Raw genomic sequence first — 24336 nt, 5'->3', positions numbered from 1 at the left:
TCATTGACAAATTATCTTAATTAATAAACTACTCTTTTACACGCTCCATGTAAGAACCTGAAGCAGTATCGATTTTAATTTTATCACCTTCGTTGATGAACAACGGAACGTTTACAGATGCACCAGTTTCTACTGTAGCATTTTTTGTAGCGTTTGTAGCTGTATTTCCTTTTACTCCCGGTTCAGCGTAAGTAACTTCAAGAACTACAGAAGATGGCATATCTACTGATAAAGGTAAATCTGTTTCCGTATTTACCTGAACCATTACACTTGTTCCTTCTTTTAATAATCCCGGAGCATCCAAGATATTTTTATTCAAAGAAATTTGTTCAAATGTCTCTGTATTCATAAAATGAAATTCATCTCCTTCAGCATATAAAAACTGATAATTATGTGTTTCTACACGAATAACGTCGATTTTATGACCTGCAGAAAATGTATTATCTAATACTCTTCCTGTAGTTAAACTTCTTAATTTAGTTCTTACGAAAGCTGGACCTTTTCCAGGTTTTACGTGAAGAAATTCGACTATTTTATAGATATCGTGATTAAATTTAATACACAATCCGTTTCTAATATCTGATGTAGATGCCATTTGTTTTTTATTTTAGATTTTTGAATGTAGATTTTAGATTTTGAAAAACTGATCTACATATTTTTTTTTAATGTTTTAATGCTTAATTAATTTATAATGTTTAGAAATCTAAAATCAGAAATCTAAACTCTAAAATTAATAATTTCCTGAATAACCTTTCATAATTCCTCTTGATGAATTTCTGATAAAATCTAGAATTTCATCTCTCTCAGGAGTCGCTTCCATTTCTGCTTCAATAATACTTAAAGCTTGTGTTGTATTGTAATTCTTTTGATATAAAATTCTGTAAATTTCCTGAATTTCTCTAATTTTTTCAGTACTAAATCCTCTTCTTCTTAAACCAACTGAATTGATACCAACGTATGATAATGGTTCTTTAGCTGCTTTTGTATAAGGAGGAACATCTTTTCTTACCAAAGATCCACCAGAAATCATTGCGTGATCTCCAATATGAATAAATTGGTGAATTGCTGCCAAACCACCAATTACGGCGTGATTACCAACAACTACGTGTCCTGCCAATGCAACACCATTTACAATGATAGCGTTATTACCAATCTCACAATCGTGTGCAATGTGAGCATAAGCCATAACTAAACAATTGTTTCCCAAAATAGTTTGTCCAGAAGCTACTGTACCTCTATTAATAGTAACACATTCTCTAATGGTACAGTTATCTCCAATAATTGCAAGAGAATCTTCTCCTCCAAATTTTAAATCTTGCGGCACCGCAGAAATTACTGCTCCTGGAAAAATGTTACAATTTTTACCAATACGAGCACCTTCCATGATGGTCACATTTGAACCAATCCAAGTACCGTCTCCAATAACAACATTATTGTGAATTGTTGTAAAAGGTTCAATTACAACATTTTTAGCGATTTTAGCGCCTGGATGAACATATGCTAATGGTTGATTCATCTATGTTTTATATTTTAATTAAAATAGTCTAATTTTTAGGGCAACAAACCTAAACAATAAATTTGATTAATTATTGTTTTCTTGCAATTTGTGCCATTAATTCTGCCTCAGTTACTAATTTTCCGTTAGCGTAGGCATTTGCCTGCATATGGCAGATTCCTCTTCTGATAGGAGAAATCAACTCACATTTAAAAATTAAGGTATCACCCGGCAATACTTTGTGCTTGAATTTAACATTGTCAATTTTCATGAAATATGTCAAATAATTTTCAGGATCCGGAACAGTGCTTAAAACCAAAATTCCACCTGTTTGTGCCATTGCTTCAACAATTAAAACTCCCGGCATTACTGGAGCTTCAGGAAAATGCCCTACGAAGAAATTCTCATTCATAGTAACATTTTTCAAACCAACCACATGACGATCAGACATTTCGATGATTCTGTCAATCAACAAAAATGGCGGTCTGTGAGGTAACATAGCCATGATTTTATGAATATCCATCAATGGCTCTTGGTTTAAATCATAAACCGGAACATGATTTCTTTGCTCTATTTTAATGATTTTTGCCAGTTTTTTAGCAAACTGAGTGTTTACAAAGTGACCTGGTTTATTTGCAATAATTTTTCCTTGAATACGAACTCCAATTAAAGATAAATCTCCAATAACATCAAGTAATTTATGTCTTGCAGCTTCGTTTGGATAATGTAAAGTTAGATTGTCTAAAACTCCGTTTGGCTTAACAGAAATCTCTTCTTTACCAAAAGCTTTCTTTAAATTAGCCATTGTAGATTCAGATATTTCTTTGTCTACATAAACAATAGCGTTATTTAAATCGCCGCCTTTAATTAAACCGTGCTCTAATAAAGATTCTAGTTCATGTAAAAAACTAAAAGTTCTTGAGCTTGCAATTTCTTGTTTAAAATCTGATAAACTTTTAAGTGTAGCATTTTGAGTACCTAAAACTTTTGTACCAAAATCTACCATTGTAGTTACTTGATACTCATCGCTTGGCATAACAAGGATTTCGCTTCCAGTAGCTTCATCAGTAAATGAAATAACTTCTTTTACTACATAAACATTACGGCTTGCGTCTTGTTCTTCGATTCCTGCATTTTCAATTGCTTCAACAAAATATTTTGATGAACCATCCATAATAGGTAGTTCAGAGGCATCCAATTCAATAATAATATTATCCAAATCGCAACCAACTACTGCCGCTAAAACGTGTTCCGGAGTTTGTATTTTAACACCTAATTTTTCTAAATTAGTTCCTCTTTGCGTATTAACAACATAATTAGCGTCAGCCTCAATGACTGGCTGGCCTTGCAAATCTACTCTTACAAAAGTGAAACCATTATTAATTGGAGCTGGTTTAAAAGTCATTGTAACTTCTTTTCCAGTATGTAATCCAACGCCTTTTAGTGAAATTTCATTTTTGATGGTCTTCTGTTTAACCATTATTTCCATTTTTTGGGTTTATTATTTGTTTTTTTATTTCTTCAACTTCGGCAACTATTTTAGGAAGATTTTTGAAATGAACATACGACTTATTAAAGTCAGTATATCCAAGTGATGGCGTTCCTTGCAGAATTTCATCATCTTTAATGTTTCTCGCCACTCCAGACTGCGCCTGAAGTCTCACATTATTTCCTATTGTTAAGTGGCCTGCGATACCAACCTGTCCGCCAATCATACAATTTTCGCCAATTTTAGTAGAACCTGCAACACCGCTTTGCGCAGCAATTACAGTGTTTTTACCAATTTCAACATTATGGGCGATTTGAATTTGATTGTCTAATTTAACTCCTTGTCTAATAATTGTAGAACCCAGAGTTGCTCTGTCAATTGTAGTATTTGCGCCAATATCTACATTATCTTCAATAATTACATTACCTATTTGCGGCACTTTACTATAAACTCCTTCTTCATTTGGTACAAAACCAAAACCGTCTGCACCTATAATAGTACCTGAATGTATAGTGCAATTATTACCAATTATAGTCTCTGAATAAATTTTTGCACCGGCAAAAATAAACACATTATCGCCAATAACAACATTATCGCCAATAAAACTGTTTGGATAAATTTTTACATTATTTCCTAAAACTACATTCTGACCTATATAACTAAAGCTTCCTAAATACAGATTTTCGCCATATTTAGTTCCTTCAGACATAAAAGACTGTGGTTCTATTCCGTTTTTATTCAATTTTACCTGATTATAAAAATGCAATAGTTTAGAAAAAGAAGCATAAGCATCTTCAACCTTTATTAATGTAGTAGTGATTTCCTGTTCAGGTATAAAGCTGTCGTTAACAATGGTAACAGTTGCTTTTGTAGTATATATATAGTTGATATATTTCGGGTTAGCCAAAAAAGTAAGAGATCCTTCCTCTCCTTCTTCTATCTTAGAAAGTCGAGAAACTTCGGCATTGGGATTCCCAACAACTTCTCCTTCTAAAATTCCTGCTATTTGTTCTGCTGTAAATTTCATCGCGACAAAAATATAAAAAATAGATTTTAAATGTTAATTTTAGATAAGTTGTTTTGGAAAACAGATATAATATTTTGTCACCAATTTAGATAACGATTTCAGATTCAACTGATCAGAAGCTTCGACAACATCCTCAATTGTTTTATCTTTTTTCAAAATTCGTATTGGTTCGGCAGCTTTACTATAAGCCTGATTCTTAATTTTACCTCTAAAAATAAAATAACCGGCATCTAGTGCCGAAATATTATGTGCTTCTGCAAATTCTTCTTTTAAAGATTGGGATTCTTCCATCGGAATTTTGTCTGCACTAAGTTTAATCTTTAATAAATCTCTGTTAATGATCATTTTACTTAAAGTAGAAAGTATAAAATCAGGATTTCTCTGCCATGCTTTTAAAGCACTAATGATATCAAAATCATCTAACTGTGAAAATAAATCCAGTTTTTCGGCATCAAAATCTTCAAGACTAATTTTGTTTTGCATAAAATACAAAAGCGGTTCACTACAAGGAAGTTTAATTCCTTTTAAAGTCAATTCTTTAGCTCGTTTCAGTACTTTCATCAAAATTAACTCGGCAACCAGACTTGTTTTATGCAAATAAGCCTGCCAATACATTAATCTTCGCGAAAGCAGAAATTTCTCTACAGAATAAATACCTTTTTCCTCAATCACCAAAACGTCGTCAACTACATTCATCATCTGAATCAAACGTTCTGAATTCACATTTCCCTCTGCAACTCCAGTATAAAAACTATCTCGTTTAAGATAATCCATTCTGTCCATATCTAATTGACTTGAAATCAATTGCAACATGAATTTTCTATGATATTCACCTTTAAAAACCTGAATTGCAAGGCTTAATCTTCCGTCAAATTCATCATTAAGCCTGTTCATAAACAATAATGAAATAGCTTCGTGATTTACATCTTCAACAATACTTTTTTCCATAGCATGCGAAAACGGCCCGTGCCCAATATCATGCAGTAAAATAGCAATTAATAATGCACATTCTTCCTCATTTGAAATCGCAACGCCTTTAAAACGAAGACTTTCAACAGCCTTTTGCATTAAATGCATGCAGCCCAATGCATGATGAAAACGAGTATGATTTGCTCCCGGATAAACTAAATACGATAATCCCATTTGCGATATACGTCGCAAACGCTGAAAGTAAGGGTGTTGAATTAGGTCGTAGATTAGTTCGTTCGGTATTGTTATAAACCCGTATATTGGGTCATTGAATATTTTTAATTTGTTAATTTGAGTCACTCCTTGGTTATTTTTTGGTCAACAAATATAAGTAATTAAGTATAAATTCATTTCAGTTTTTAACTTAAAAAACAGATATTTACTATCAGTATTTTCTTAAACATTAAAGAGACTAAAAAAATAATTCTAAATAAATTTCAATTTGTCATCCCTAAATTTATACTATTTTTAATACTTTTTAAGTTCTATACATTTAAATTGCATTAAAATTAAAACTGTTTATGGATAAGATTAAAATACTTTGGGTCGATGACGAGATCGATCTTTTAAAGCCACATATATTATTTCTCGAAAAAAAGAATTATGAAGTTACAACAAGCAACAACGGTCTTGATGCCATTGCTTTGTTTGAAGAAGAAAATTTCGACATTGTTTTCCTTGATGAAAATATGCCGGGAATGAGCGGACTTGAAACTCTTTCTGAAATGAAAGAGAAAAAATCGGCCATTCCGATGATTATGATTACCAAAAGTGAGGAAGAATATATAATGGAAGAAGCGATTGGTTCTAAAATCGCCGATTATTTGATAAAACCGGTAAATCCGAACCAGATTTTATTGAGTTTGAAGAAAAATCTGGACGATTCCAGATTAATTTCAGAAAAAACGACGCTCGATTATCAGAAAGAATTCCGCAAAATTTCAATGGAATTAGCGATGGTTAATTCATATGAAGACTGGGTTGAATTATATAAAAAACTCCTTTTCTGGGAATTAAAATTAGAAAACATCAACGATCAGGCAATGGTTGAAATCCTTGAATCTCAAAAGGTTGAAGCCAATTCTCAATTCGGAAAATATATCGAAAGAAATTATGAAGACTGGTTTGCACCAAAAGCAGATAAACCTATTCAATCGCATAATTTATTTAAAGAATTAGTCGTTCCTGAAATCAAAAAGAAAGACAAACCAATCTTGTTTGTTGTAATTGATAATCTTCGTTACGATCAATGGAAATCTTTTGAAACCGTAATTTCTAATTACTATAAATTAGAAAAAGAAGTTCCGTATTTCTCTATTCTTCCAACCGCTACACAATATGCCCGAAATGCTATTTTCTCTGGTTTAACACCTTTAGACATGGAAAAACAATTTCCACAATATTGGAAAAATGACGTTGAAGACGGTGGAAAAAACCTTTATGAAGCTGAATTTCTTTCGGCACAAATAAAGCGTTTAGGATTAAACATTAAAGAAGATTATTTCAAAATCACCAATTATGCAGGCGGTAAAAAGCTGGCAGAAAACTTTAAAGCTTTAAAAGGAAACGACTTAGTAACGGTTGTTTACAATTTTGTGGATATGCTTTCGCATGCTAAAACAGAAATGGAAGTCGTAAAAGAATTAGCTTCTGATGATAAAGCGTATCGTTCACTTACGTTGAGCTGGTTTAAGAATTCTCCTTTATTAGAAATTATTCAACAGGCACAAGTTTTAGGTTTCAAATTGATTTTAACCACAGATCACGGAACAATTAATGTAAAAAATCCGTCGAAAGTTGTGGGAGATAAAAATACAAGTTTAAATTTGCGCTACAAAACAGGCCGCAGTTTAACATACGAACAAAAAGATGTTTATGTAGTTAAAGAACCTAAAACAATTGGTTTACCTGCCATAAATATGAGCAGTTCGTTTATTTTTGCCAAAAATGATTTTTTCCTGGCTTACGTAAATAACTATAATCATTATGTGAGTTATTATAAAAATACCTATCAACATGGCGGAATTTCGTTAGAAGAAATGATTATTCCGTTCTTGGTATTTAACCCTAAATAAAGTTTTCAGTCTCAGTTTTCAATAAGAACTTGAAACTGATTTAAAATAGATTTTGCCACAGATTAAAAAGATTAACACAGATTAAAAAATCCTTAAAATCCTTTTAATCTGTGGCAAAAAAATAATTTCGCTTTCGCGGAAGATAATTGAAATGAATAAAAAAGTTTACAGTCGCAGTTAACAGTTTTCAGGCTGAGACTGTTAACTGCGACTGAGACTAAAATAAATAAACATAAAAATGAATATCGTTTTTTCATTAGATCAAATTCAGGAAGTTGTACAGCAGATTTTAGATTCAAACCCTAAAAAAATCATTCTTTTTAATGGAGAAATGGGTGTTGGAAAAACTACTTTAATTAAGCAGTTATGCAAAAGTTTAGGAGTTCAGGATGCTACCAGCAGCCCGACTTTTTCTTTGGTAAATGAATATTACACCTCTAATAATCAAATCGTTTATCATTTTGATTTCTATAGATTAAATAAAGAAACCGAAGCGCTTGATATGGGCGTTGACGATTATTTATATTCAGGAAACTGGTGTTTTATCGAATGGTCTGAAAAAATTGCGAACCTGCTTCCAGAAGAATATTCTACAATTAATATTGAGCTATTGGCAGACGGAAAAAGAGAACTGAAATTAGTATAGAAAACTTTGCGAACCTCTGTGAATTCTTTGTGAATCTTTGCGGTAAAATTTAACACAAAGATCCTCAAAAAATAACTTAACATTAGACTTTACTATTAGCAGAATTTTTGCACTAATTTTAAAACTTTTTACGTAATTTGTACCCTTAATTTTTTGCACAATCCATGTCAATTACTTTAACTCCATTTACAAAACAACAATTGCTTCCGCAAGAAGAAAAACTTGAGGTTGGTCGTTTTAAAAGAGAACTTTTCATAGGAATTCCTAAGGAAACAAGCTATCAGGAACGTCGTATCTGTCTAACTCCCGATGCCGTAAATTCCCTTACTTATGAAGGTCATCGTGTTATGATTGAATCTGGAGCCGGAGAAAGTTCGAGTTATACCGATAAGGAATACTCAGATGCTGGAGCAGAAATTACAAAAGATACCAAAAGAGTTTTCGGTTGTCCGCTTCTATTAAAAGTAGAACCGCCTACATTAGCTGAAATTGAGATGATAAATCCGGAAACTACAATCATTTCGGCCATTCAATTAAAAACCAAAAAGAAAGCTTACTTTGAAGCTTTGGCACAAAAAAAAATTACAGCTTTAGCTTTTGAATATATTAAAGATGAAGACGGTTCTTACCCTGCCGTGAAATCGCTAAGCGAAATTGCAGGAACAGCTTCTATCCTTATTGCGGCCGAATTAATGATTACCGACGAATTTGGAAAAGGGCTTTTATTCGGAAATATTACCGGCGTCCCTCCTACTGAAGTTGTAATTCTTGGAGCGGGAACAGTTGGTGAATTTGCTGCAAAAACAGCAATTGGATTGGGTGCAAACGTAAAAGTTTTCGATAATTCAATAACAAAATTACGTCGTTTACAAAATAATTTGAACCAGCGAATTTTCACTTCAACGATACAACAAAAAGGCTTATTAAAAGCTTTAAGACGTTGTGATGTTGCGATTGGAGCGATGAGAGGAAAAGAAAGATGTCCAATTGTAGTTAATGAAACTATGGTCGAACACATGAAAAAAGGTGCTGTAATTGTCGATGTAAGCATTGATACCGGAGGTTGTTTCGAAACTTCAGAAGTTACAACTCACGAAAAACCTACTTTCATAAAAAGTAATGTTTTACACTATTGTGTACCAAATATACCTTCACGTTATTCTAAAACTGCCTCATTATCAATCAGTAACATCTTAACACCTTACCTGCATCAGATAGCCGAAGATGGTGGTTTAGAAAGTGCGATTCGATGCAATAAAGGACTTAAAAACGGAATTTATTTATATCATGGAATTCTAACAAATAAAGCTATTGGCGACTGGTTCGACCTGCCAGACAACGATATTAATTTACTTGTATTTTAAAGGAACTTTAATGTACCTTTGCCAAAATTTTATTTCATGAAGTTCGTACACCGTTTTGCATATTATTTGATTGGATTAATTATGGGATGCTTTTTTGTAGCCCTTGTATTTAGTGGTAAAGACACTCGCTGCAATTATTTTCCAAACGCCAGAGTTTTAAACAATCTAAGAACAAAGCCTTTTGAATATTCCGATAAAGCAATTCAGACTTTAAACGAAAAATGGGTTGATACTGCCGATATTAAAAATACTTTAACTTACGGTGATGTTGATTTTGATCAAAGTAATGTTCCATTCAATAAAGGAAAATTATATATCATTGAAGGAAAAACAGTTAAAAACCAAGAGATCATTCTAAAAGTTACAAACTACGAAAACAAAGCTGTTTTAGAAGAAATTATAAAAAAATAAAAAAAGCCAGTTTAAAAACTGGCTTTTTTGTTACTCTTTAATGATCTTCTTTAAATCAATTTTGTTTTCTTCATCAACAACTTTAAGAAAGTAAATTCCTGAACTCAGGTGTTTAATTGAAATCTTATCTTCATTGTCTCTAGAATATCTTGTAAGTACTAATTTTCCTGTGCTGTCGTACAAAAATACCGTATGCAACAAATTATCTTTTGAACTAATATTTATCATATCCGAAGTTGGATTTGGATAAACGACAATGTTAGAAACCTTGTCAAATGCCTTGACATCTAATGTACCGCCGCACATTTCACCAAATGTTTTATCTAAAAATGCGATTCTTTTTGTAAGCCATTGTGAGATATAATTTAATTCATCTGAATTAGCTTTATAATCATTCCAAACTAAACTTTCTCTTTCATAAGCTCCATTTTGTTTTAAAACATTATAATTATTTGTAAACATCAACATTAATTTATCGTGAGTAATTACTGTTTTTCTTAATTCCTTCCATCTAGAACTTAATCTACTGCAAAAACCACCTTCGGAACAATCATTTAAAAGAAGATTGAAAAATTTATCAGCCTGTAAATCATCCGTAACGTCCTCATGATCACCATTCCATACATTTCCAAAAGTTGCATCTAAATCCCATGGTACAAAGAAAAAAGGCTCACCGCTATTATACTTGGCGATATAAAAGTTTTTACCCAAATTATCTGTAGCTCTAATTAAGTTTAGAAATATAAAATACTCTGCATCATTATTAATCCTAAATTCAGACTTAGGATCGTTATACAACTTGGCATTAAAATTATTGATTACAAAATCAGTCCACTTATAAAGGTTAGACCAATCTACTTCATTAGGATATTTGCATTCATAACCGCTCCACTCTGCCCTGTTGTTATCATACGAGGTCATATATCGAAATAGAGTTGCACCTGCATATTTTTTGGCTTTGTACAATTCTCCATGAACTTTTTCATTGTACTTTTTTAATTTCAAAAGTTTTCGATTTACTTTTTCACCTACACAATATAAACCTTGATATTCACCATTTAAAAATAATTCAGCATATTCCTGTTGAATACCACTTACTGCTTCTGGTTCTTTGCTCGAATAATATGGTGTGCAAATTGATCTCCAAAGTTCCCAGCCAGTTTTATTATTAAACCTAAGAGGTTCATTATACATTGCCTGCAAATTCCAACCATCATCAGAGTGCATTCCTAATAAGCTTTCGTCATGAGTCACTTTTCCTTCATCATCATTCCAAAAATTAATTTCATAAGGCTTTTTTTCAAAAAGCTTATAAGATGTTTCACCTCTGTAACTTATACCAATTTTTGAACTGACAAATTTTTTATTACTCTCGATTAATTCAAAGTTGGCTAATTTACTTTCATCTCTAATTATTTCATTTTCTGTTGAAATTCTAATTAAAGGTAATTGTGTAAAATAAAGCGTGTACGTTTTATTAGTAATTGTATTTACTATACTATAAGGAATACCTATTTTAATCTCTGAAACCGGTGTCTTAAAATTATATAGTACATCAAAAGAAATAGAACTCTTTTCTCCTGACAAGCTGGAATTTATTGAATTTACATCGAGGTTAGTTATAATTAAAGATTTGCTGTTATCAATACCATATTGATTTGAAGGAACATCAATTCTTTGATTCGCATAAAAAGTATAAAAAGAAAAAAATAAAAAGAACAAAAGTATTCTTTGTTTCATAACATGCATTTTAAAATTAAAATGCAAAAATAATATTTTTCAATATAAAATATAAGAAAATACTTGTTTTAATGAATAATAAATAAAAGAATTAAATTACAAAAATACTTGTAGAAATTTTAGTTAAACAACATTAATATAACAATTGAATTGCAGCTATTGTATCAATTATACAGGAGTATTTTTCTTTAAAAAAGAGGAAATTTGACAAATAAATAGTGATATAGCTTATTCCGTTCATTAATATTAAATCAATATACTTCGAAACAAAAAAATATTACCACTCAATTTCCTTAAGTCCTTTTGATTTTAGAAAAGCATTTGTCTGGCTGAAATGTTTATTTCCAAACCAAAATCCTCTGTTAGCACTTAAAGGAGATGGATGTCCTGATTTTAAAATATGATGTTTAGAAGCGTCGATCAATGCTGCTTTCTTTTGAGCAAAACCGCCCCAAAGTAAAAACACAACATTTTCAGATTCAGCAGAAATTTGTTTAATAACAGCATCAGTAAATTTTTCCCAGCCTTTTCCCTGATGACTTCCGGCTTCAGATTGTCTAACGGTTAAAGTAGCATTTAAAAGAAAAACACCCTGATCTGCCCAGCGCTCTAAATTTCCGGTTTTAGGAAGCGGCTTTCCTAAATCAGTTTCGATTTCTTTGAAAATATTATATAGAGATGGAGGAAACGGAATTCCTTCATTTACAGAAAAACACAAACCATTTGCCTGATTAGGCCCGTGATAGGGATCCTGACCAATAATAACTACTTTTACCTGATCAAAATGACAATGATCAAAAGCTGAAAAAATCTGGCTTCCTTTTGGATAACAAACCTTAGTAGAATATTCTGATTTTACAAAATCAATTAATTCATTGAAATAAGGTTTTTCAAATTCTTCATTCAAAACTGGTTTCCAAGAAGAATGCATTTTTACGTCCATAATTTTTTTTATGCGAATTTCAGAAATTTTTAAGTTAAATCATACTTTAACAAACAATAAAATAACACTAAAACTTTACAGTATTCAATGATACTATTTTTGTATTTTTGCCTGTACTTTCTTAAAGAAATTAAATGATTAGTATTACCGAAAAAACATTACAAGATTTACAATTTCCAACAGTGCTCGAAACCATTTCAGCAGGCTGTAATACAGATATTGGAAAAGAAAAAGCTTTACAAATAACACCATTCAGAGATAAAGAAACCTTAATGCAGTCTTTAATGCAGACTTCAGAATATGTTTCGTCTTTTGAAAATAACAACGCAATTCCAAATCATGGATTTGACGCTATAACGCACGAAATTAAGTTTTTAGCAATCGAAGACAGTTTTCTTGAAGTAGGCAGTTTTAGAAAAATTGCCAATCTTTCTGCTACTACAAATGTCTTATTGAATTTCTTAAAAAAATTCGATGATTATTATCCAAACTTAAATGCAAGGGCTTCTCGTGTAGAATTAACAAAAGACATCATAACGTATATTGATGCAATTGTTGACAAATACGGAGAAATTAAAGACAATGCTTCTCCTGCACTTTTGAGTATTCGTCAGAATATGAATTTGGTTCGCGGAAAAGTAAACCAAAGTTTTGGTGTAGCTTTAACGCAATACAATGGCTTAGGATATTTAGACGATATCAAAGAAAGTTTCGTTCAAAACCGTCGTGTTTTGGCAGTTCTTGCTATGTACAGACGTAAAGTAAAAGGCTCAATTTTAGGTAGTTCCAAAACTGGAAGCATTGCTTATATTGAACCTGAAGCTACTTTAAAATATTCAAGAGAATTAGCGAATCTTGAATACGAAGAGAAGGAAGAAGTTACGAGAATTTTAAAGAATTTATCGAATATAATTCGTCCGTATTTACCTTTACTAATTGAATATCAAGACTTTTTAAGTGACATTGATGTCGTTGCCGGAAAAGCAAAATATGCCAACCGAATCAACGGAATCTTACCAACAATTACTGAAGAAAGAAGATTATTTTTTAGAGAAGCGTATCATCCAATTTTGTATTTGAACAACAAACAAAAAAATGAAGTTACACATCCGCAGACAATTGAATTAAAACAAGAAAACAGAATTATTGTAATTTCTGGTCCAAATGCCGGAGGAAAAACAATTTCCTTAAAAACAGTTGGTTTGTTACAATTGATGCTGCAATCTGGTATATTGATTCCGGTTCATGAAAGAAGTGAAACTTTTTTGTTTGATAGAATTCTAACAGATATTGGAGATAATCAATCTATTGAAAATCATTTAAGTACATATAGTTATCGCTTAAAAAACATGAATTATTTCTTGAAGAAATGCAACAAGAAAACCATGTTTTTAATTGATGAATTTGGTACAGGTTCTGATCCAGAATTGGGTGGAGCTTTAGCTGAAATTTTCCTGGAAGAATTTTATCACCGCGAAGCATTCGGAATTATTACTACGCATTATTCAAATTTAAAAATTTTGGCTAATGAATTGCCTTTTGCTACAAATGCCAATATGATGTTTGACGAAAAGTCTTTAGAACCAATGTACAAATTGGCTTTAGGACAAGCAGGAAGTTCGTTTACTTTTGAAGTTGCATTAAAAAATGGAATTCCGTTTGGATTGATTAATCGTGCGAAAAAGAAAATCGAAGTCGGAAAAGTTCGTTTTGATAAAACCATTGCAACACTTCAAAAAGAAAGATCGAAACTCGAAAAAACTTCTCTTAATTTAAAAGAAGAAGAAACACGTGCACGTGAAGAAGGTAAAAAGATGGAAAACATCAATGTAAAAATTAAACAGAAACTAGAAAGCTATCAGGAATTATATGACAGCAATCAGAAAACAATTTACATTGGTCAAAAAATTGAAGATATTGCTGAAAAATATTTCAACAATAAAAATAAAAAAGATCTTATTGGAGAATTTTTGAAAATCGTTGAAATCGAAAATTCAAAACGTAAAAAAGCAACGCCAAAAGAAACTAAAGCAATTATAGAAAAGAAAAAAGAAATTATTGCCGAAGTTTCTGTTCAAGTTGAAGAAATCAGAAAAGAGAAAAAAGAAAAGAAACTCAAACCAGTTGTAGAAAAGCCAAAACCAATTTTAAAAGTTGGTGACCGAGTTAGAATGCTCGACGGAAGATCTGTTGGAAGTATCGACTCTATCGAAAAAAATAAAGCAACTGTTAATTACGGAATTTTCACTTCGAAAGTAAGTTTAGACGAATTGGAGTTTGTTGAAGCTGGGAAGAAATAAGTTTTTTTGAGTTTTCAGTCTTAGTGACAGTTTTTAGTTTGAAAAATGGGAGAAATTGAGACAAAATCAAAATAAAGCGATTTAAGAAGCGATCTTCAAAAAGACAATTACGAAGATGGGAAAATTTCAAAAATTGCTTAAAAATAATTTATGAAAGTCATTTTTAATTTGTAAAATTTATTGAATTTTTATTTTTAATAAATTACACTGATAGTTGTTTTACACTCTTTTTTGTCATTCGAGAAACAACAAATTACATATAACTTTGTCAAAGTTTCAAACTTTGACAAAGTTTTCATCTTAAGACATCAAAATGCAAGATTTACCAAAGCACAAAAAAATAATCCTCTTCGATGGCGTTTGTAATCTTTGCAACGGCGCAGTTCAGTTTATTATTAAACATGACAAAAAAGATATTTTTCGTTTTGTGGCTTTGCAGTCAGATTTGGGAAAAGAGATTTGCAATTATATAGGTGTCGATCAAACTAAAATTGACAGCATTATTTTATATAATCCTGGTGTTGCTTATTATCATAAATCATCTGCAGTTATAGAAATTGCAAATGACTTAGGCGGATTTTACAGCTTACTTTCTGTTTTTAAAATTTTACCTGAAAAACTTCGAAATTACATTTACGACTATATTGCTAAAAACCGTTATAAATGGTATGGCAAAAAAGAAAGCTGTATGATTCCTACTCCGGAATTGAAGGCTAAGTTTCTTTAAATCCCAATTTATAAAATTCCAAATTCCAATACTTTACGCAATATTGTCATTTCGAGGAACGAGAAATCTTCGCAAGTAACTCCGTAACGAAAACCCAATCTTTGTCGAGCTTCTCGCGAAGATTTCTCGTTCCTCGAAATGACAAACAAAACGGAAAAACCTAATAAAAACAAAAATCCCAAATTCACAACAATTGGAATTTGGGATTTTTTTTATTGAAAATTTAGATTTTATTATCTAATCAATTTTCTGTATTTCAAACGTTTTGGAGTTAAGTCACCACCAAGACGCTTCTTTTTGTTTTCTTCATAATCAGAGAAACTTCCCTCGAAAAAATATACTTCAGAGTCACCTTCAAAAGCTAAGATGTGTGTACAAATTCTATCTAAGAACCATCTGTCGTGAGAAATAATTACAGCACAACCAGCGAAATTCTCTAAACCTTCTTCAAGTGCACGAAGTGTATTTACGTCTAAGTCATTCGTAGGCTCATCCAGCAAAAGTACGTTTCCTTCTTCTTTCAATGTCATTGCTAAGTGCAAACGGTTACGTTCTCCACCAGATAACATTGAAACTTTTTTGTTTTGTTCTCCACCACCAAAATTGAAACGAGATAAATAAGCTCTTGAATTAACTTGCTTTCCTCCCATCATCACTAATTCCTGACCGTCGGCAAAGTTTTCCCAAATAGATTTATTCGGATCAATATTAGAGTGCGACTGATCTACGTAAGCGATTTTTACAGTTTCTCCAACCGAAAATTCTCCGCTGTCAGTAGCTTGCTCTCCCATAATCATCTTGAAAATGGTAGATTTACCAGCACCATTTGGTCCAATAATTCCAACAATACCTGCTTGTGGCAAAGTAAAGTTTAAGTTATCGTATAATAATTTTTCACCAAAAGCTTTGGCAACATTTTTAGCTTCAATAACATTCGTACCTAAACGTGGACCATTTGGAATATAGATTTCCAAGTTTTCGTCCAATTGTTTTTGGTCTTCATTTAATAATTTATCGTAATTCTGTAAACGTGCTTTTTGTTTTGTCTGACGTCCTTTTGCTCCTTGGCGAACCCATTCTAACTCGCGCTCTAAAGTTTTTCTACGTTTAGAAGCCACTTTTTCTTCCTGAGCCATACGGTTTGATTTTTGATCTAACCAAGAAGAATAATTTCCTTTCCACGGAATTCCTTCTCCTCTATCCAACTCAAGAATCCAACCTGCCACATTATCAAGGAAATATCTATCGTGCGTTACAGCAATTACAGTTCCGGCATATTGTGCTAAGTGCTGCTCTAACCAAAGAACAGATTCAGCATCAAGGTGGTTGGTAGGCTCATCCAGTAACAATACATCAGGCTGCTGCAATAACAAACGACATAAAGCTACACGACGACGCTCACCTCCAGAAAGGTTTTTAATAGGCGTATCACCTTCTGGCGTACGCAAAGCATCCATTGCAATTTCTAATTTTGTATCGATTTCCCAAGCACCAAGAGCATCAATTTTGTCTTGTAAAGCTGCCTGACGATCCATCAATTTATCCATTTTATCTGGATCTGAGTAATTTTCTTCAAGACCAAATAAATCATTAATTTGGTTGTATTCTTCCAGAACAGCCATAGTTTCAGCAGCTCCTTCACGAACAATTTCGATAACAGTTTTAGAGTCATCAAGAATTGGCTCCTGCTCTAAATAACCAACAGTATAACCTGGTTGAAAAACCACATCTCCTTGATAATTTTTATCAACTCCTGCAATAATTTTTAAAAGAGAAGATTTTCCAGAACCGTTAAGACCTAAAATACCAATTTTAGCTCCGTAAAAGAAACTTAAATAAATGTTTTTAAGTACTGGTTTGTCTGCTCCCTGATAGGTTTTACTCAATTTTTGCATTGAGAAAATTACTTTCTTATCGTCTGACATTCTATTTATTTTTTATTTTAATTAATTATTTTTTATTGATTTTATATTGCAGTTGATTTTTGCAATTGATATTGAAAAGATTAAACTCTACCTTTTAAAGCGTTAAAAACCCAAGCGTTAGCAAAAAAACCAACACCTGCCGCCGCAAATCCCCAGCCAGAAACGTCGCTATATCTAAAAGCGCCAAGACCTATAAGCAATAATCCCATAAGTACCATTATAAAAGTAGCCCATCCTAAAACGGTATTTTTATTCATTCCCATAATTGTGTAATTATTATTTTAAGTAGTAAAATTTTTAGAAAGGCAAATATCGTGAATTTTCACGGCTTAATTAAATATTTTATACAGCATTTCTTTTAACAAATCTGATTGTGGTAAAGCGTTGGCTCCTACACCTTTACTTTTCACATCAATATCTCGTAAAGCTCCAACAATCTGACTTACTTTTCGCATTGGATAATTTTTTACAGCCAAATCGTATTCTTTTAGAAAATACGGGTTTACACCAATTGCAGCTGCCACGTTCTTTGGGTTTTTATCTTTAAGTCCGTGGTATTTTAAAAGCTGTACAAAAAAACCAAAAACTAAACCGGTTGTCATTACCAGCGGATATTCCTTTGGATTATGAGCAAAATTTTCGGCTATCTTATAAGCTTTCAATTGATTCCGTTCGCCAATTGCTTTTCGAAGTTCGAAAACATTATAATCTTTACTAAAACCAATATTTTCTTCAATATGCTGAGGCGTAATCATGGTTCCCTGCGGTAAAATAATCTGCAGTTTTTCTAACTCATTATTTATTTTACTCAAATCAGTTCCTAAAAACTCAACCAGCATAGCGTTTGCTTTTGGGTCGATTGTGTACTTTTTCCCAGCCAGAACACGCTTAATCCAATCTCCAACCTGATTTTCGTATAGTTTTTTACTTTCGTAAACAATACCTTTTTGCGCTAAAAGTTTGGTTACTTTTTTACGTTTATCGAGCGTTTTATATTTATAACAAAAAACCAAAACTGTAGATGGCATCGGATTATCAACATACGATTCGATTTTATCAATTGTTCTGGATAAATCCTGCGCTTCTTTCACAATAACAACTTGACGATCAGCCATCATAGGATAACGTTTTGCTGTTGAAACAATATCTTCAATAGAAACATCTCTTCCGTATAAAACCGTTTGGTTAAATCCTTTTTCTTCTTCAGCCAGTACATTTTGTTCAATATATTCAGACAGCTTATCTATATAATAAGGTTCTTCGCCCATTAAAAAATAAATAGGTTTTATATCTCCTGCCTTGATATCATTGACAATTTTTACAACTTCGTCCATTCAAATATTTTTGTTTCAAATTTCAGGTTTCAGGTTCATGTTCCAAAACTTGAAACTTTAAACCTGAAACCTGAAACTATTTTATATTTTTGCTATATGTTAAAACTAAATTTCCCTACATATACTTTCCGATTCAAAAATAGCGAAAATAAAGTGTCTATTTTTGATGAAATCAGGAAAAAATTTATCATTCTTACTCCAGAAGAATGGGTTCGTCAGCATGTAGTTCATTATTTAATTAACGAAAAAAAATACCCAAAATCACTGATCAACGTAGAGAAAGTTTTAACTGTCAACGGATTACGAAAAAGATATGATGTTGTAGTTTTTAACTCAGACGGTTCTATACATATATTAGTAGAGTGCAAAGCGCCCGAAGTTAAAATATCACAAGCAACTTTTGATCAAATTGCCCGTTATAACATGACCATGAAGGCACGGTTTTTGAATGTCACGAATGGGTTAAGTCATTTTTACTGTCAAATGGACTTTGAAAATGAAAAATATCAGTTTTTACAAAACTTACCAGATTACCATATTAATAAATAAAATAAAACACTTTTGGATAAAATAGCAGTTGTCATTTTAAATTGGAACGGAGTTAAATTGTTAGAACAATTTTTACCATCTGTTTTACAATATTCAGAAGAAGCTACTATTTATGTAGCTGATAATGCATCAACAGATACTTCTGTAAACTTTGTTAGAGAAAATTATCCATCAATAAAAATCATTCAAAATAGCGGAAATCATGGCTTTGCAAAAGGTTATAATGATGCACTTCAAAGTGTAGATGCCGAAATTTATGCCTTAGTTAATTCTGATATTGAAGTAACCGAAAATTGGCTAAAACCTATCATTGAAACTTTCGATAAAGAAAAAGAAACCGCTATTATTCAGCCAAAAATTCTAGATTTTAAAAACAAAGAATATTTTGAATATGCCGGAGCAGCTGGCGGATTTATTGATAAATATGGTTTTCCGTTTTGTCGAGGCAGAATCTTTGATACTATCGAAAAAGATAATGGTCAATATGATGACAGCTGTAAACTTTTCTGGGCATCTGGTGCTTGTTTCTTTATTAGAAAAGAGGTGTATCATACTTTAGGAGGTTTTGATGAAGCTTTTTTTGCACATCAGGAAGAAATCGATTTGTGCTGGCGTGCTGCAAATGAAGGACATATTATAAAATACAATTCAGAATCAGTAGTTTATCATGTTGGAGGTGCAACTTTACAGCAGGGAAATCCTAAAAAAACATATTTAAACTTTAGGAATTCATTGTTAATGCTTGTCAAAAATCTTCCTAAAAAAGGATTGTTCTTTGTAATTTTCTTTCGAATGGTTTTAGATGGAATTGCGGGTATCCGTTTTCTTACACAAGGAAAGTTTGGTCATACTTTTGCAATTTTAAAGGCGCATTTTTCATTTTATTGCCTATCTTTAAAATATCTAAGCAAACGAAAAGATTTTCAAATACAGCAATACTATACTGTAAAAAGTATCGTTTTCCTTTATTATATAAAGAAATTAGAGGTTTTTAAAGAAATCTTTAACAGTAATCAAAATATTAAAAACTAAATTTGTAATCAACGTTTAATTAAATATAATACCTATGAGAAAAATAGTTATCGCACTATCAGTATTAATGGCCTTAACTTCGTGTGTATCTAAAAAGCAATATGCTGCTTTAGAGGCTAAGCAAAAAGAGACACAAGATTTATTAAACTCTTGCACAGTTAAATTAAATTCTTGTCTGGAAGAAAAAGCAGGATTAGCAGCAACAGCTGAAAGCTATAAACAACATAATCAAGACCTTATTAACAGCTCTAAAGATTTAACAGTTTTAACAACAAAAGGAGCTGAAAACTTAGAAAAATCATTAGAAAGCTTAAAAGAGAAAGATTTAAAAATATCTAGACTTCAAGATGCTCTTACTAAAAAAGACAGTGTAACGTTAGCATTAGTTACAAGTTTAAAAGGTGCTGTTGGAATCAACGATCCGGATATCGAAATCAATGTTGAAAAAGGAGTTGTATTTATCTCTATCGCTGATAAATTATTATTTAAAAGTGGAAGCTACGACGTAAGCGACAAAGCAAAATCTGTTTTGGCTAAAGTTGCAAAAGTAGTAAACGACAAACCTGATTTTGAATGTATGGTTGAAGGTCACACAGATGATGTTCCTTACAAAAGCAACGGAGTTTTGTTAGACAACTGGGATTTAAGTGTTAAACGTTCTACTTCTATCGTTCGTGTCTTAACAAATGATCTAGGAGTTAACCCAGCTAAATTAATTGCTGCTGGTAGAAGTTCATATGTACCTTTAGTTGCAAATGATACTCCAGACAACAAAGCGCGTAACAGAAGAACACGTATTGTTGTTATGCCTAAAATTGATCAATTCTACGATATGATCGAGAAAGAAATGAAAAAACAGGCAAAATAATTTTAAAGTAATATACTTTATATACAGAAAAGGCTGGTCAATTGACCAGCCTTTTTTTGTATCCTTAATCTTTTTTAACAACCAATTAAAAGAAATTAAGGACAACATTGCTTTTATTAACTAACTAAATTTTAACTATACTAAAGTTAGTTATAATTTTTTAAGTTTTATGCTATTTAAGTTTTTTTTTACAAAATATCAACATCCCCTTTTCCTTCCCTTACAACTACCGGCTCATGCTCTGATAAATCTATAATTGTTGACGGAATATTATCTCCATAACCACCATCAATTACCATATCAACCAGATTCTGCCATTTTTCAAAAATCAATTCAGGATCTGTAGTATACTCAATTACATCATCTTCATCACGAATCGAAGTCGAAACAATTGGATTTCCTAACTGACGAACAATTTCTAAAACAATATTATTATCAGGAACACGAATACCAACAGTAGTTTTCTTTTTAAACTCTTTTGGCAGGTTATTATTTCCCGGTAAAATAAATGTATAAGGTCCAGGTAAAGCTCTTTTTAATATTTTAAAAGTCGAAGTATCAATCTGGCGTACATAATCTGAAAGATTACTTAAATCATGACAGATGAAAGAGAAGTTTGCTTTCTCTAATTTTACTCCTTTTATTTTCGCTACTTTTTCTAATGCTCGAGAATTGGTAATATCACAACCTAAACCGTAAACAGTATCTGTTGGATAAATTACCAAACCACCATTTTGAAGCACTTTTACAACTTTTGCAATTGCAGCTTCACTAGGTTTATCTGGATATATTTTTATGAATTCTGCCATTTTGGTTTTTGTTTAAAGTTTTGTTTGTTTCAGGTTTCAAGTTCTCTGCTGTCAGGCTGAGCGAAGTCGAAGCCCACGTCCAATTGGAGCGCCCTTCGACTTCGCTCAGGGTGACAAATGTTTTCAAAAGCTGAAACTTTATTTATCCTACAACATCTAATTTAGCAAATCTTAATAGAAGTTTTTTAATTCCTCCTACTTCAAATTTAATTTCGGCTTTTTTATCAGCTCCAACTCCTTCTAAATTAATCACTTCTCCTTTTCCGAAACGTTCGTGCATTACGACATTTCCAATTGTTAGTTTACTGTCAAACAAATTAGTATTAGAACTTTCCGGCGCATTTCCAGATACAGGTTTTAATTTACGAATATTTAAGTCCGGTTTCGGGTTATTATCTGTAATATGCTTTGGCGGCGTTCCTCCTACTGGTTTTGCTAATCGTAATTTTGATTTATCAATGTCTCCAAAAATATCGCCGTCAATTGGAGATTTATAACGATAATTACTTTCTGACGGAGTTAGATATTCCAGAAACTGCCCGTCAATTTCTTCAATAAAACGTGATGGTTCACTATCTGTCAATTTACCCCAACGATAACGTGACTGTGCATAAGTCAAATACGCCTGGTGTTCTGCACGAGTTAAAGCTACATAAAATAAACGACGTTCTTCTTCTAATTCACTTCTCGTACTCATACTCATCGCACTCGGAAACAAATCTTCTTCCATACCAACTACAAAAACATGAGGAAATTCTAATCCTTTTGCTAAGTGAATCGTCATCAAAGCAACACGATCTTCATCATTGGTATCTTTATCCAAATCTGTTGCCAAAGCCACATCTTCCATAAATTCAGAAAGTGCACCTCTAGCTCCGTCAATTTCTCTTTGTCCTTCTGTAAAGTCCTTAATACCGTTTAAAAGTTCTTCGATATTTTGAATTTTTGCCATTCCTTCCGGAGTTGCATCTTTCTTTAATTCCTGAACCAAACCGGTTTTCTTTGCAACGTGATCTGTTATATAAAATGCATCTTGATTCTGATCGATAACTTGAAAACTCTGAATCATTGTCACAAAATCCTTCAATTTGTTTTTTGTACCAGCATTCAGTTTCAAGTCGATTTTATCAATATTTACCATTACTTCCCAAATCGAGCGTTTGTAATGGTTTGCGGCAATAGTCAATTTTTCTACAGTTGTATCTCCAATTCCACGTGCAGGATAGTTGATAACACGAATCAAAGCCTCTTCATCTTTCGGATTTAAAACCAAACGCAAATAACATAAAACGTCTTTAATTTCCTTACGTTGGTAGAAAGATAATCCACCATAAATTCTATACGGAATATCACGTTTTCTCAACGCGTCCTCCATTGCACGCGACTGAGCATTAGTACGATACAAAATTGCAAAAGCTCCATTATGCAATTGATTCTGCATTTTCTGTTCAAAAATCGTACTGGCTACAAAACGACCTTCTTCAGCATCCGTCAAACTTCGATGGACTTTAATTCTTGGACCAAAATCATTTGCAGTCCAAACTACTTTATCCAGTTTAGTTTTGTTGTGCTCCATAACCGTATTTGCAGCTTCCACAATATTTCGAGTTGAACGGTAATTCTGCTCTAAACGATACATTACTACACCTTCATAATCCTTTTGGAAATTCAGGATATTATTGATATTCGCTCCACGGAAGGCATAAATACTCTGTGCATCATCTCCAACCACACAAATATTTTGAAATCTGTCTGATAAAGCTCTAACAATCAAATACTGAGAGTGATTCGTATCTTGGTACTCATCAACCAAAATATAACGGAAACGATCCTGATATTTTGCTAAAACTTCTGGAAAACGAGTTAATAACTCATTGGTTTTCAGTAACAAATCATCAAAATCCATTGCTCCAGCCTTAAAACAACGTTCTACATACTGCTGATAAATTTCTCCTAATCTCGGCCTTTTTGCCATTGCATCAGCCTCGACTAATTCCGGATTATTGAAATAGGCTTTTACTGTAATTAAGCTGTTTTTATAACTAGATATACGGCCTAAAATCTGTTTTGGTTTGTAGATATCACGATCTAGCTGCATTTCTTTAATAATTGAAGAAATCAGTCTCGCCGAATCCTGAGAATCGTAAATTGTAAAATTTGAGGGATAACCTAAATGATCTGATTCTGAACGAAGAATACGGGCAAATATCGAGTGAAAAGTTCCCATCCAAAGGTTTTTAGCCTCAGATGCTCCCACAATATCCGAAATCCTGTGCTTCATTTCACGGGCTGCTTTATTGGTAAAAGTCAGCGACAAAATGTTGAAAGCATCAACACCCTGAGCCATCAAATAAGCAATTCTAATTGTTAAAACACGGGTTTTCCCCGAACCTGCACCAGCAATAATAATCATTGGCCCGTCTTTTTGTAAAACAGGCGCTCTCTGTGCTTCGTTGAGCTGGTCAATATATTTCTGCATGTAATTTTTCTCCTTTATGCAAAAATAAGAATTAAAAAAGAAAGTTCCTAAGATACTAAGGTTCTGAGATGCTAAGTTTTTTTTGAACCATATAAGTGATATAAGTTCATTTAATTCTGTAACTTAAACAAAACCAGTAACGCTTATATGGCCT

At 32.3% G+C, this 24336-nt stretch carries 21 protein-coding genes; 9 read left to right on the top strand and 12 right to left on the bottom strand.

The window, feature by feature from the left end; genetic code table 11:
- Positions 1–28 precede the first annotated feature (28 nt).
- The 5 genes from efp to B3C18_RS01355 form a co-directional block, all read right to left on the bottom strand.
- The gene (efp, locus tag B3C18_RS01375; protein ID WP_291141204.1) at positions 29–595 is read right to left on the bottom strand and encodes an elongation factor P; all 567 of its coding nucleotides are present in this window, start codon (positions 593–595) and stop codon (positions 29–31) included.
- Between the two features lie 135 nt (positions 596–730).
- The gene (lpxA, locus tag B3C18_RS01370; protein ID WP_029270176.1) at positions 731–1516 is read right to left on the bottom strand and encodes an acyl-ACP--UDP-N-acetylglucosamine O-acyltransferase; all 786 of its coding nucleotides are present in this window, start codon (positions 1514–1516) and stop codon (positions 731–733) included.
- A gap of 70 nt (positions 1517–1586) precedes the next feature.
- Positions 1587–2975: a bifunctional UDP-3-O-[3-hydroxymyristoyl] N-acetylglucosamine deacetylase/3-hydroxyacyl-ACP dehydratase gene (locus tag B3C18_RS01365; RefSeq protein ID WP_291141182.1), complete on the bottom strand. Its 1389-nt coding sequence runs from the start codon at positions 2973–2975 to the stop codon at positions 1587–1589.
- Positions 2968–4011: a UDP-3-O-(3-hydroxymyristoyl)glucosamine N-acyltransferase gene (gene lpxD / locus B3C18_RS01360; protein WP_073481315.1), complete on the bottom strand. Its 1044-nt coding sequence runs from the start codon at positions 4009–4011 to the stop codon at positions 2968–2970. The genes B3C18_RS01365 and lpxD overlap by 8 nt, the downstream gene beginning before the upstream one ends.
- Positions 4012–4050: 39 nt before the next feature.
- Positions 4051–5280: an HD domain-containing protein gene (locus B3C18_RS01355; RefSeq protein ID WP_291141178.1), complete on the bottom strand. Its 1230-nt coding sequence runs from the start codon at positions 5278–5280 to the stop codon at positions 4051–4053.
- 221 nt (positions 5281–5501) lie between these two features.
- Here B3C18_RS01355 and B3C18_RS01350 point away from each other — a divergent pair, with 221 nt between their 5' ends.
- The 4 genes from B3C18_RS01350 (at position 5502) to B3C18_RS01335 (ending at position 9476) form a co-directional block, all read left to right on the top strand.
- Positions 5502–7055, top strand: coding sequence for a bifunctional response regulator/alkaline phosphatase family protein (locus B3C18_RS01350; protein ID WP_053471424.1), 1554 nt, complete (start codon positions 5502–5504; stop codon positions 7053–7055).
- Positions 7056–7293: 238 nt separating this feature from the next.
- Entirely contained in the window at positions 7294–7701 is a 408-nt protein-coding gene (gene tsaE, locus B3C18_RS01345; RefSeq protein WP_291141173.1) for a tRNA (adenosine(37)-N6)-threonylcarbamoyltransferase complex ATPase subunit type 1 TsaE, read from the top strand.
- Between the two features lie 164 nt (positions 7702–7865).
- Positions 7866–9065 (top strand): alanine dehydrogenase, encoded by a 1200-nt coding sequence (locus tag B3C18_RS01340; RefSeq protein WP_053471421.1) that lies wholly within the window; start codon positions 7866–7868, stop codon positions 9063–9065.
- 36 nt (positions 9066–9101) lie between these two features.
- Entirely contained in the window at positions 9102–9476 is a 375-nt protein-coding gene (locus B3C18_RS01335) for a DUF4258 domain-containing protein (RefSeq protein ID WP_291141168.1), read from the top strand.
- Between the two features lie 30 nt (positions 9477–9506).
- Here the strand turns inward: B3C18_RS01335 and B3C18_RS01330 are convergent, their stop codons facing one another.
- Together B3C18_RS01330 and B3C18_RS01325 are read right to left on the bottom strand one after the other, a co-directional pair.
- The gene (locus B3C18_RS01330; RefSeq protein WP_291141165.1) at positions 9507–11216 is read right to left on the bottom strand and encodes a CotH kinase family protein; all 1710 of its coding nucleotides are present in this window, start codon (positions 11214–11216) and stop codon (positions 9507–9509) included.
- 277 nt (positions 11217–11493) lie between these two features.
- A complete protein-coding gene (locus B3C18_RS01325) occupies positions 11494–12159 on the bottom strand; it encodes a uracil-DNA glycosylase (RefSeq protein WP_291141162.1) in 666 nt (221 codons plus the stop codon).
- Positions 12160–12293: 134 nt separating this feature from the next.
- Here B3C18_RS01325 and B3C18_RS01320 point away from each other — a divergent pair, with 134 nt between their 5' ends.
- A complete protein-coding gene (locus B3C18_RS01320; protein ID WP_291141159.1) occupies positions 12294–14459 on the top strand; it encodes an endonuclease MutS2 in 2166 nt (721 codons plus the stop codon).
- A 313-nt stretch (positions 14460–14772) separates the two neighbouring features.
- Entirely contained in the window at positions 14773–15186 is a 414-nt protein-coding gene (locus B3C18_RS01315) for a thiol-disulfide oxidoreductase DCC family protein (RefSeq protein ID WP_291141156.1), read from the top strand.
- A gap of 233 nt (positions 15187–15419) precedes the next feature.
- Here B3C18_RS01315 and ettA read toward each other — a convergent pair whose 3' ends face one another.
- The 3 genes from ettA to holA form a co-directional block, all read right to left on the bottom strand.
- Positions 15420–17111: an energy-dependent translational throttle protein EttA gene (gene ettA / locus B3C18_RS01310; RefSeq protein WP_031454670.1), complete on the bottom strand. Its 1692-nt coding sequence runs from the start codon at positions 17109–17111 to the stop codon at positions 15420–15422.
- A gap of 80 nt (positions 17112–17191) precedes the next feature.
- Positions 17192–17374, bottom strand: coding sequence for a CAL67264 family membrane protein (locus B3C18_RS01305; protein ID WP_056209547.1), 183 nt, complete (start codon positions 17372–17374; stop codon positions 17192–17194).
- A 66-nt stretch (positions 17375–17440) separates the two neighbouring features.
- Positions 17441–18445, bottom strand: a complete 1005-nt coding sequence (gene holA / locus B3C18_RS01300) for a DNA polymerase III subunit delta (protein WP_053471414.1) — start codon at positions 18443–18445, stop codon at positions 17441–17443.
- 96 nt (positions 18446–18541) lie between these two features.
- Between holA and B3C18_RS01295 the strand changes: the two genes are divergently transcribed.
- Genes B3C18_RS01295 through B3C18_RS01285 form a run of 3 tightly spaced genes read left to right on the top strand, consistent with a single transcriptional unit; the run spans position 18542 to position 20894 of the window.
- Positions 18542–18994 carry a type I restriction enzyme HsdR N-terminal domain-containing protein gene (locus B3C18_RS01295; protein ID WP_053471413.1) on the top strand — a complete coding sequence of 151 codons (453 nt, stop codon included), beginning with the start codon at positions 18542–18544 and terminating at the stop codon, positions 18992–18994.
- A gap of 12 nt (positions 18995–19006) precedes the next feature.
- A complete protein-coding gene (locus tag B3C18_RS01290) occupies positions 19007–20026 on the top strand; it encodes a glycosyltransferase family 2 protein (RefSeq protein ID WP_291141142.1) in 1020 nt (339 codons plus the stop codon).
- Between the two features lie 34 nt (positions 20027–20060).
- On the top strand, positions 20061–20894 hold the full coding sequence (locus tag B3C18_RS01285) for an OmpA/MotB family protein (RefSeq protein ID WP_073481336.1): 834 nt from the start codon (positions 20061–20063) through the stop codon (positions 20892–20894).
- 188 nt (positions 20895–21082) lie between these two features.
- Here B3C18_RS01285 and B3C18_RS01280 read toward each other — a convergent pair whose 3' ends face one another.
- Together B3C18_RS01280 and B3C18_RS01275 are read right to left on the bottom strand one after the other, a co-directional pair.
- Positions 21083–21703, bottom strand: a complete 621-nt coding sequence (locus B3C18_RS01280) for an L-threonylcarbamoyladenylate synthase (RefSeq protein WP_291141135.1) — start codon at positions 21701–21703, stop codon at positions 21083–21085.
- 142 nt (positions 21704–21845) lie between these two features.
- The gene (locus B3C18_RS01275) at positions 21846–24182 is read right to left on the bottom strand and encodes an ATP-dependent helicase (RefSeq protein WP_053471409.1); all 2337 of its coding nucleotides are present in this window, start codon (positions 24180–24182) and stop codon (positions 21846–21848) included.
- Between the last annotated feature and the right edge of the window lie 154 nt (positions 24183–24336).

Origin of the sequence: Flavobacterium sp. UBA7680 (assembly GCF_002482975.1) — a bacterium.
Lineage (GTDB): Bacteria > Bacteroidota > Bacteroidia > Flavobacteriales > Flavobacteriaceae > Flavobacterium.
This window is presented reverse-complemented; position numbering and strand designations above follow the sequence as displayed.

Coding starts and splice junctions, on each gene's coding strand:
- ettA (WP_031454670.1), bottom strand. CDS start 17,111: ATGTCAGACGATAAGAAAGTAATTTTCTCAATGCAAAAATTGAGTAAA.
- B3C18_RS01285 (WP_073481336.1), top strand. CDS start 20,061: ATGAGAAAAATAGTTATCGCACTATCAGTATTAATGGCCTTAACTTCG.
- B3C18_RS01320 (WP_291141159.1), top strand. CDS start 12,294: ATGATTAGTATTACCGAAAAAACATTACAAGATTTACAATTTCCAACA.
- B3C18_RS01330 (WP_291141165.1), bottom strand. CDS start 11,216: ATGAAACAAAGAATACTTTTGTTCTTTTTATTTTTTTCTTTTTATACT.
- B3C18_RS01365 (WP_291141182.1), bottom strand. CDS start 2,975: ATGGTTAAACAGAAGACCATCAAAAATGAAATTTCACTAAAAGGCGTT.
- efp (WP_291141204.1), bottom strand. CDS start 595: ATGGCATCTACATCAGATATTAGAAACGGATTGTGTATTAAATTTAAT.
- lpxA (WP_029270176.1), bottom strand. CDS start 1,516: ATGAATCAACCATTAGCATATGTTCATCCAGGCGCTAAAATCGCTAAA.
- B3C18_RS01315 (WP_291141156.1), top strand. CDS start 14,773: ATGCAAGATTTACCAAAGCACAAAAAAATAATCCTCTTCGATGGCGTT.
- B3C18_RS01275 (WP_053471409.1), bottom strand. CDS start 24,182: ATGCAGAAATATATTGACCAGCTCAACGAAGCACAGAGAGCGCCTGTT.
- B3C18_RS01305 (WP_056209547.1), bottom strand. CDS start 17,374: ATGGGAATGAATAAAAATACCGTTTTAGGATGGGCTACTTTTATAATG.
- tsaE (WP_291141173.1), top strand. CDS start 7,294: ATGAATATCGTTTTTTCATTAGATCAAATTCAGGAAGTTGTACAGCAG.
- lpxD (WP_073481315.1), bottom strand. CDS start 4,011: ATGAAATTTACAGCAGAACAAATAGCAGGAATTTTAGAAGGAGAAGTT.
- B3C18_RS01335 (WP_291141168.1), top strand. CDS start 9,102: ATGAAGTTCGTACACCGTTTTGCATATTATTTGATTGGATTAATTATG.
- holA (WP_053471414.1), bottom strand. CDS start 18,445: ATGGACGAAGTTGTAAAAATTGTCAATGATATCAAGGCAGGAGATATA.
- B3C18_RS01295 (WP_053471413.1), top strand. CDS start 18,542: ATGTTAAAACTAAATTTCCCTACATATACTTTCCGATTCAAAAATAGC.
- B3C18_RS01350 (WP_053471424.1), top strand. CDS start 5,502: ATGGATAAGATTAAAATACTTTGGGTCGATGACGAGATCGATCTTTTA.
- B3C18_RS01340 (WP_053471421.1), top strand. CDS start 7,866: ATGTCAATTACTTTAACTCCATTTACAAAACAACAATTGCTTCCGCAA.
- B3C18_RS01325 (WP_291141162.1), bottom strand. CDS start 12,159: ATGGACGTAAAAATGCATTCTTCTTGGAAACCAGTTTTGAATGAAGAA.
- B3C18_RS01280 (WP_291141135.1), bottom strand. CDS start 21,703: ATGGCAGAATTCATAAAAATATATCCAGATAAACCTAGTGAAGCTGCA.